Raw genomic sequence first — 6344 nt, 5'->3', positions numbered from 1 at the left:
CTGCTCCTCGCCGTCCTGCACGTCGTCGTGCGCGCGGTCGCCGGGGTCCTCGTCCCCGAGGCCCGGGCCGGCGAGGCCCGTGCCGCCCGTGCCCGGCACGACGGGGTCCGGGAGCGTCGGCAGCCGCAGCCCGTCGGGCGACCCGCCGAGGGCGCCGTCGCCGGAGCCGTCGTCGTCCTCGGGCGCGCCGTCGCGCCCGCCGGGCTCGCCGACGGCCGGGACGGTCACGCGCCGCGCGGCGTCCTGCTGCGCGAGGTAGGTCGCGAGGAGCACGCCGAGGTCGGACCGAGCCTCCTCGATCGACGGGCTGACGGACTCGGTGTCGAGCGCGTTGGCGGTCGCGAGGACCTCGATCGCGCCCTGGATCTGCTGCGTCTCGTCGAGGCCGCCGCCGAAGTCGGCCGACACCGTCTCCACGGTCCCCGACACCGCTGTCGACGCGAAGAACGACGCGCCCTCGCGCGGCTGCGTGCTGCCCGCGAGGGCGGCGACGAGCGTGATGCCGAGGGCGGAGGAGATGAGCGCCTGCGAGACGGTGCGCGCGCGGCGCGACGGCACGGGCGGCACGCGGTCGGCCGCGTCGTCCTGGTGCGTCGACGTGCTCACGGTGGCTCCCTCGGTGCTGCGCGTGGCGGACCCCGCCGTCCGAACGTCCGCAGCCGGTCGCGCGTCGTCGCGCCCGACGCCACGGCGACGACCGTCGCGGTGCCCTCGTGCGCCTACCGTACACCGCGCTCTCCGGGCGCTCACCCGGTTCCCAGGCCCCGGGGGCACAATGGCGACATGAGTTCATCGACGCGTCACCCCAGGTCAACGTCACGGGCGCTCGTGGCCGTCGTCGCCACGGCGGGGACGCTCGCCCTCGCGGCGTGCGCCGAGGACGGTTCCGTGTCCGTGCCGGAGTTCACCCTCTCCTCCGACGGGGTCGAGCAGCTGCTCGAGGACGCCCGGTCCCAGGCGGAGACGATCGGCGAGGACGTCCGCTCGCTCACCGACGACCTCGGCTCCCTGCCGGACGACACGCGTGCGCAGGCCGAGGAGGCCGTGACGGCCGCCCAGGACGCCGCCGACGAGGCGCGCGCGGCTGTCGACGAGGCCGCCGCGGCGGGCGACGAGGCGCGGGCCGACGCCGAGCAGCGCCTCGCCGAGGCGCAGGACAGGCTCGACCAGGCGTCGTCGCAGCTCGAGTCCGTGACGTCGTCGCTCTCGGGCGCCGACGCCTCGGTGCGCTCGGCGCTCGAGGACCTGCGCACCCAGGTCGACGACCTGCGCACCGAGATCGACTCGTCGACCTCCTGAGACGCCCCGAGCCCGCCGGGGACGTTGGTCCCCCGGCCCGGCGACCTTCGCCCGACGACCCCTCTCCCCCGGCGCGGAAGGCTGGGAACCGAGGAACCCGGCCACCGAGGCCGGGGCCAAGGAGCCCGGCCCACGAGGACCGGGTCGACGAGAGGGGACAGCGATGGTGGGGACGATCGACCGGAACGTGAGCAGGCCGCTCCCGGCGGTCGCGGGCGACGAGACCGAGGCGCCGAGCCTCGCCGCACGGGCGGGCCGGCCCACGCAGGCCGTGCTCAGCGTGCTGCGCATCGCCCTGGGGGCGTACTTCCTGTGGGCGTTCTTCGACAAGCTGCTCGGACTCGGGTTCTCGACGCCGGCCGAGCGTGCCTGGGTGAACGGCGGCAGCCCGACGACCGGCTTCCTCTCGGGCGTCGAGGGCCCGTTCGCCGGCGTCTTCAACGGCATGGCCGGGGCCGTCTGGGCCGACTGGCTCTTCATGGCCGCCCTGCTCGGCATCGGCCTGGCGCTGATCCTCGGCATCGGGATGCGCGTCGCCGCGGTCAGCGGCGCGCTGCTCCTGGTGTTCATGTACCTCGCGTCGCTGCCGCTCGAGACGAACCCCGTCCTCGACGACCACCTGACGATGGCCCTGACCATCGTGGCCCTCGCGATGATCGGCGCGGGCGACGTGCTCGGCCTGGGCCGTGCCTGGAAGCGGCTGGCGCTGGTGCGGCGGAACCCCTGGCTCGTCTGAGACCAGGATCGCCCGCCGTCGGCCGAGACCGACGAGGCGGGCAGACGGGGCGGGCCGAGGACCGCGCGACGCATCTGAGGCCGTCGCAGCGCAGGCCCCCCAGGAGCGGGGTGTGCGGGTGGTGGGGAGACCACCCGCACACCCCGTCGTCGTGCGCGCCCGCTCCCTGACGAACGGGGACGGCCGCCTCAGCCGAACCGCGTCAGCAGCTCCGCCGCGTAGGCGTCGCCCTGCGCGGCCGCGTCGTGCCACAGCGCCATCGCCTCCGCGACGCGGCCCGCCCGCAGCCGCAGCACCCCGAGGCTCGTGCCCGACGCCGCGTCGCCGGCGAGCACCGCCTGCTCCAGCAGGTCCTCCGCGTCGAGCGCGCGGCCGGCCCGGACGTAGAGGTCCGCGAGCGCCGACGCCACGCGGACCTCGCCCGCCTCCGCCCACGACTCGAGGAGCGCGGTGGCGGTGGGCGCGTCCAGGGCCCCCGACAGCGCGTGCTCGACGGCGGCCTCCCAGCTCTCGCCCGCGGCCGCGGCGAGCAGGCGCTCCGCCTCGGCGGCGTCGCCGAGCTCGCGCAGCACCCGGGCGAGCCGGACCACCGCGCCCTCGACGCCCTGCGCCTGCTCGTACCAGCGCCGGGCCGCGTGGAGGTCGCCGTGCTCGTGCGCCACCTGCCCCGCCATGAACGCCCCGAGCTCGTCGCCGGCCAGCCCGGCGAGCTCGAACCAGCGGAACGCCTCGAGCGGGTCGCCGGCGTCGTGGTGGGCGGCGCCGAGCCGGTAGAGCGCCCCGGGGACCTCGTGCCCGACGGCCGCCTCGTAGAACGGCACCGCGCCGGCGGGGCTGCCGAGGGTGTGCAGGTCGTCGCCGATCGCGAGGAGCGCGACGGGGTCGTCGGGGTGCAGGTGCGCGACGGCGGCGCGCAGGTCGGCGAGCGCGAGCCCCACCGCGTCCGGGTCGGTGCCCGCGGCGGTCGGGGTGGCCGGCGTGGCCGGGGTGGTCGACATGGGGCAGCACGTCCTTCCGTCCCCCCGCGACGACGTGCGCACGATAGCGCACGCGGGTGTCGCGCAGGTCACACGCCCCGTGTGCCGGCCCGCGCCCGCCCGGGGCCCGTCCGGACCCCGGTCTGGGAGACTCCTCGGGTGAGCGGAACGACCGACCTGCCGGACGCCGTCGGGCGGCGCGTGCTCGACGCCGTGGTGGCGGTGACGAGCGACCTCGACCTCGACCAGGTGCTGCGGCGGATCGTGCAGGCCGCGATGGACCTCACGGGCGCCCGCTACGGCGCGCTCGGGGTGCTCGACGGCTCGGGCCGTGAGCGGCTCGCGCAGTTCATCCCGCTCGGGCTGTCCGACGACGAGGTCGCGGCGATCGACCACTGGCCGCACGGCGAGGGCCTGCTCGGCGAGCTCATCGACCACCCGGAGCCCATCCGCGTGCCGGAGATCGCGGACGACGTGCGCTCCGCCGGCTTTCCGGAGGGGCACCCGCCGATGCACACGTTCCTCGGCGTCCCGGTGCGCGTGCGCGAGACGGTGTTCGGCAACCTCTACCTCACCGACAAGGCCGAGGGCGTGCCGTTCACCGCCCAGGACGAGGCGGCCGTCGTCGCGCTCGCGGCCGCGGCCGGGGCGGCGATCGAGAACGCGCGCCTGTACGGGCGCGCGAAGCAGGTCGGCGTGCTCGAGGACCGCGACCGCATCGCGCGCGACCTGCACGACGTCGTCATCCAGCGCCTCTTCGCGTCGGCGATGTCGCTCATGAGCGTGCAGCCGCTCGTCGCCGACCCGTCGGCGCGCTCGCGCATCGAGGAGACGGTGGCGGACCTCGACGAGACGATCCGCCAGATCCGCTCGACGATCTTCGCCCTGCACACCGCCGCGGACCCCGACGCGCCGTCGATCGAGGACCGGCTGCGCGCGCAGGCGGCCGCGGCGACGACGGTGCTCGGGTTCGCGCCCGACGTCGAGGTCGAGGTCGTGGGCGAGGGGACGGGCGCCGGGGTGACGGAGGGCGGCCCGCACATGCCCGCCGAGATCGCGGACCAGCTCGTCGTCGTGCTCGGCGAGGCGCTGACGAACGTCGCGCGGCACGCGGGGGCGAGCGCCGTCGTCGTGCACCTGGGCGTGACGGCGCGCGAGGCCCGCCTCGCCGTGACCGACGACGGCGTGGGCATCCGCGAGGGCGGTCGCCGCTCGGGGCTGCGCAACATGGCTGCGCGGGCGTCGTCGCTCGGCGGCGGCTGCACGGCCGTCGCGCTGCCCGACGGCGGCACGCGCCTCGAGTGGTGGGCGCCGCTCTCGTAGGTCCCGGCCGCCCGCGCGCCGGCACGGGACGCGTCAGCGCGCGATGCGCCGCCCGGTGACGATGCGCGGCACGACCTTGACGACCCGGTCGCGCTCGCCCGGCACGAACGTCTCGAGCGGGAGGGCGAGCAGGCGCTCGCGCTCGGCCGGGTCGGTCACCTCGTAGGTGCGGCCGACGAGCACGACGGACCACCCGCTGCGGGCGTCGGCGTCGAACGAGTCGGCCTCGAACGCGACGACGGCGCGGCTCGCGGCCACGGCGAGCTTGGACCCCTCGGCGGTGCGGAAGACGACGTCCGGGCCGTCGAGCACGAAGTTCACCGGCTGGATCGCGGGCAGCGCGCGGTCGGTGAACACGATGCGTCCCACGGGCACGCTCGCGAGCAGCGCGTAGCTCTCCTCGGGCGCGAGCTCCGTGAGCCCTGCCGCCGCGACCCGCGTGGTCTCCATACCGCCATGGTCGCGCGGGGTCTGCGCACGGGTCAGTGCCGAAGGTCCCGACGGCACGCCCGGCGCCGCGCCGGCGTCGTCGGGCGCCGGCGAGACGTCAGGGCCGCCTCGGCTGCCCACCGGGGCCCCCGCCCGCCACCGCCGCGCCACCTGCCGTGCGCTCGCGCGACGCCTCCTCCTGCCGCAGCTCGGTCGCGAGCACGGCCACCTGGGTGCGCCGCTGGAGCCCGAGCGTGGCGAGCACGTGGGACACGTAGTTCTTCACCGTCTTCTCGGCGAGGAAGAGCCGCTGGCCGATCTCGCGGTTCGTCAGGCCCTCGCCGATGAGGGCGACGATCTGGCGCTCCTGCTGCGACAGGCCCTCGAGCCGGTCCGGCGCCTCGTCCGCCGCGTGGCGCAGGCGCTCGAGCACGCGCGCCGTGCTCGCCGGGTCGAGCAGGGACCCGCCCGCGGCGACCGTGCGCACCGCGCCCACGAGGTCGGAGCCGTGGATCTGCTTGAGCACGTACCCCGCCGCGCCCGCGAGCACCGCCTGGAACAGCGCCTCGTCGTCCGCGAACGACGTGAGCATGAGGCACCCGACCTCGGGCAGCTCGGAGCGGATCTCGCGGCACACCTCGACGCCCGAGCCGTCGGGCAGGCGTACGTCGAGCACGGCGACGTCGGGGCGCGTCGCGCGGATGCGCGCGAGCGCCGAGGCGGCCGTCCCGGCCTCGCCGACGACGGTGATGTCGCCCGCGGCCTCCAGGAGCGCGGCGACGCCGCGGCGGACCACCTCGTGGTCGTCGATCAGGAACACGCGGATCGGGTCGGGGGTGCCCATGACACCCAACCTAGCCGGTGGCGGAGCCCGGACGGCGGCCGTCCCGTCCGGCTCGCCGGGAACGGGACCTCGGTCCTGCACCGCCGTGACCTCCGGCCCCGGATCGCCGCGCGACCCCTGCCGGGCGTGCCTACCACCCGCTCCCGGGGTATGCAGGAGGTGGACGGTCCGCGCGCACGACGCGGCCGGACGGGGTGAGGGACATGAGCTGGACGGGCGACGGGGTCGGTCGCGTGGTGCTGGTCGGGGTGGACGGCAGCACGACGAGCGCCAAGGCGGTCGAGCGGGCGGTGCGCGAGGCGGCGTCCCGCGGGGCGGCGCTGCACGTCGTCCACGTGACGCCCGCGCCGGGCGGCGGCGAGCGCGGGTCCTGCGTCCTCGACGCCGCTGCCGACTGCGCCGCGCGCGTCGACCCGGACGTGCCGGTGCGGACCACGCTGCGGTCCGGGTCGCCGGTGGAGGTCCTGCTCGACGCCGCGCGCACGGCCGAGCTGGTCGTCGTCGGGACGCGCCGTCTCGGCACGGACGCCGCCGCGGCGTGCGGCTCGGTGTCCACGCGCGTCGCGGCCGGGTCGGCCGCCCCGGTGGTCGTCGTCCCGCCCGTCGACGGGCGCAGCCGTCCCTCCGCCGACGTCGTGGTGGGCGTCGACGGGTCACCGGCCGCCGACGCCGCCCTGCGCTTCGCGCTCGACGAGGCGCGGGAGACGGGCGGCCGCGTCGTCGCGGTGTGCGCGTG

8 protein-coding genes are annotated in these 6344 nt (G+C 76.8%); 4 read left to right on the top strand and 4 right to left on the bottom strand.

Translation table 11 applies throughout. The features are described from left to right. Positions 1-606, bottom strand: a 606-nt coding sequence (locus tag JZ5iCDA_RS14605) for a hypothetical protein (protein WP_216093454.1), incomplete at its 3' end; no start/stop codon positions are given. A gap of 222 nt (positions 607-828) precedes the next feature. On the opposite strand from JZ5iCDA_RS14605, the gene JZ5iCDA_RS14600 reads away from it, so the two are divergent. Together JZ5iCDA_RS14600 and JZ5iCDA_RS14595 are read left to right on the top strand one after the other, a co-directional pair. Next, complete coding sequence (locus tag JZ5iCDA_RS14600; RefSeq protein WP_069387818.1) at positions 829-1299, top strand: hypothetical protein; 471 nt, start codon at positions 829-831, stop codon at positions 1297-1299. Between the two features lie 187 nt (positions 1300-1486). Continuing rightward, positions 1487-2035 carry a DoxX family membrane protein gene (locus JZ5iCDA_RS14595; protein WP_253182108.1) on the top strand — a complete coding sequence of 183 codons (549 nt, stop codon included), beginning with the start codon at positions 1487-1489 and terminating at the stop codon, positions 2033-2035. A gap of 188 nt (positions 2036-2223) precedes the next feature. Here JZ5iCDA_RS14595 and JZ5iCDA_RS14590 read toward each other — a convergent pair whose 3' ends face one another. Beyond that, positions 2224-3033 carry a tetratricopeptide repeat protein gene (locus JZ5iCDA_RS14590; protein WP_069387816.1) on the bottom strand — a complete coding sequence of 270 codons (810 nt, stop codon included), beginning with the start codon at positions 3031-3033 and terminating at the stop codon, positions 2224-2226. Positions 3034-3171: 138 nt separating this feature from the next. On the opposite strand from JZ5iCDA_RS14590, the gene JZ5iCDA_RS14585 reads away from it, so the two are divergent. Further along, entirely contained in the window at positions 3172-4335 is a 1164-nt protein-coding gene (locus JZ5iCDA_RS14585; RefSeq protein ID WP_069387815.1) for a GAF domain-containing sensor histidine kinase, read from the top strand. A gap of 33 nt (positions 4336-4368) precedes the next feature. Here the strand turns inward: JZ5iCDA_RS14585 and JZ5iCDA_RS14580 are convergent, their stop codons facing one another. Next, positions 4369-4785 carry a pyridoxamine 5'-phosphate oxidase family protein gene (locus JZ5iCDA_RS14580; protein ID WP_069387814.1) on the bottom strand — a complete coding sequence of 139 codons (417 nt, stop codon included), beginning with the start codon at positions 4783-4785 and terminating at the stop codon, positions 4369-4371. Between the two features lie 97 nt (positions 4786-4882). After that, complete coding sequence (locus JZ5iCDA_RS14575; RefSeq protein WP_083260043.1) at positions 4883-5608, bottom strand: response regulator; 726 nt, start codon at positions 5606-5608, stop codon at positions 4883-4885. Positions 5609-5811: 203 nt separating this feature from the next. On the opposite strand from JZ5iCDA_RS14575, the gene JZ5iCDA_RS14570 reads away from it, so the two are divergent. Then, a partial coding sequence (locus JZ5iCDA_RS14570; RefSeq protein WP_139123134.1) for a universal stress protein occupies positions 5812-6344 on the top strand: 533 nt, incomplete at its 3' end.

It is taken from the genome of Cellulosimicrobium cellulans, assembly GCF_001722485.1.
Lineage (GTDB): Bacteria > Actinomycetota > Actinomycetes > Actinomycetales > Cellulomonadaceae > Cellulosimicrobium > Cellulosimicrobium cellulans_A.
Note: the sequence above shows the minus strand (reverse complement) of the source record. Positions and strands in the feature narration are given on the sequence as shown.

What these genes read in the sequence shown, in the direction of transcription:
- JZ5iCDA_RS14580 (WP_069387814.1), bottom strand. Translation starts at nt 4,785, where the DNA reads ATGGAGACCACGCGGGTCGCGGCGGCAGGGCTCACGGAGCTCGCGCCC.
- JZ5iCDA_RS14590 (WP_069387816.1), bottom strand. Translation starts at nt 3,033, where the DNA reads ATGTCGACCACCCCGGCCACGCCGGCCACCCCGACCGCCGCGGGCACC.
- JZ5iCDA_RS14575 (WP_083260043.1), bottom strand. Translation starts at nt 5,608, where the DNA reads ATGGGCACCCCCGACCCGATCCGCGTGTTCCTGATCGACGACCACGAG.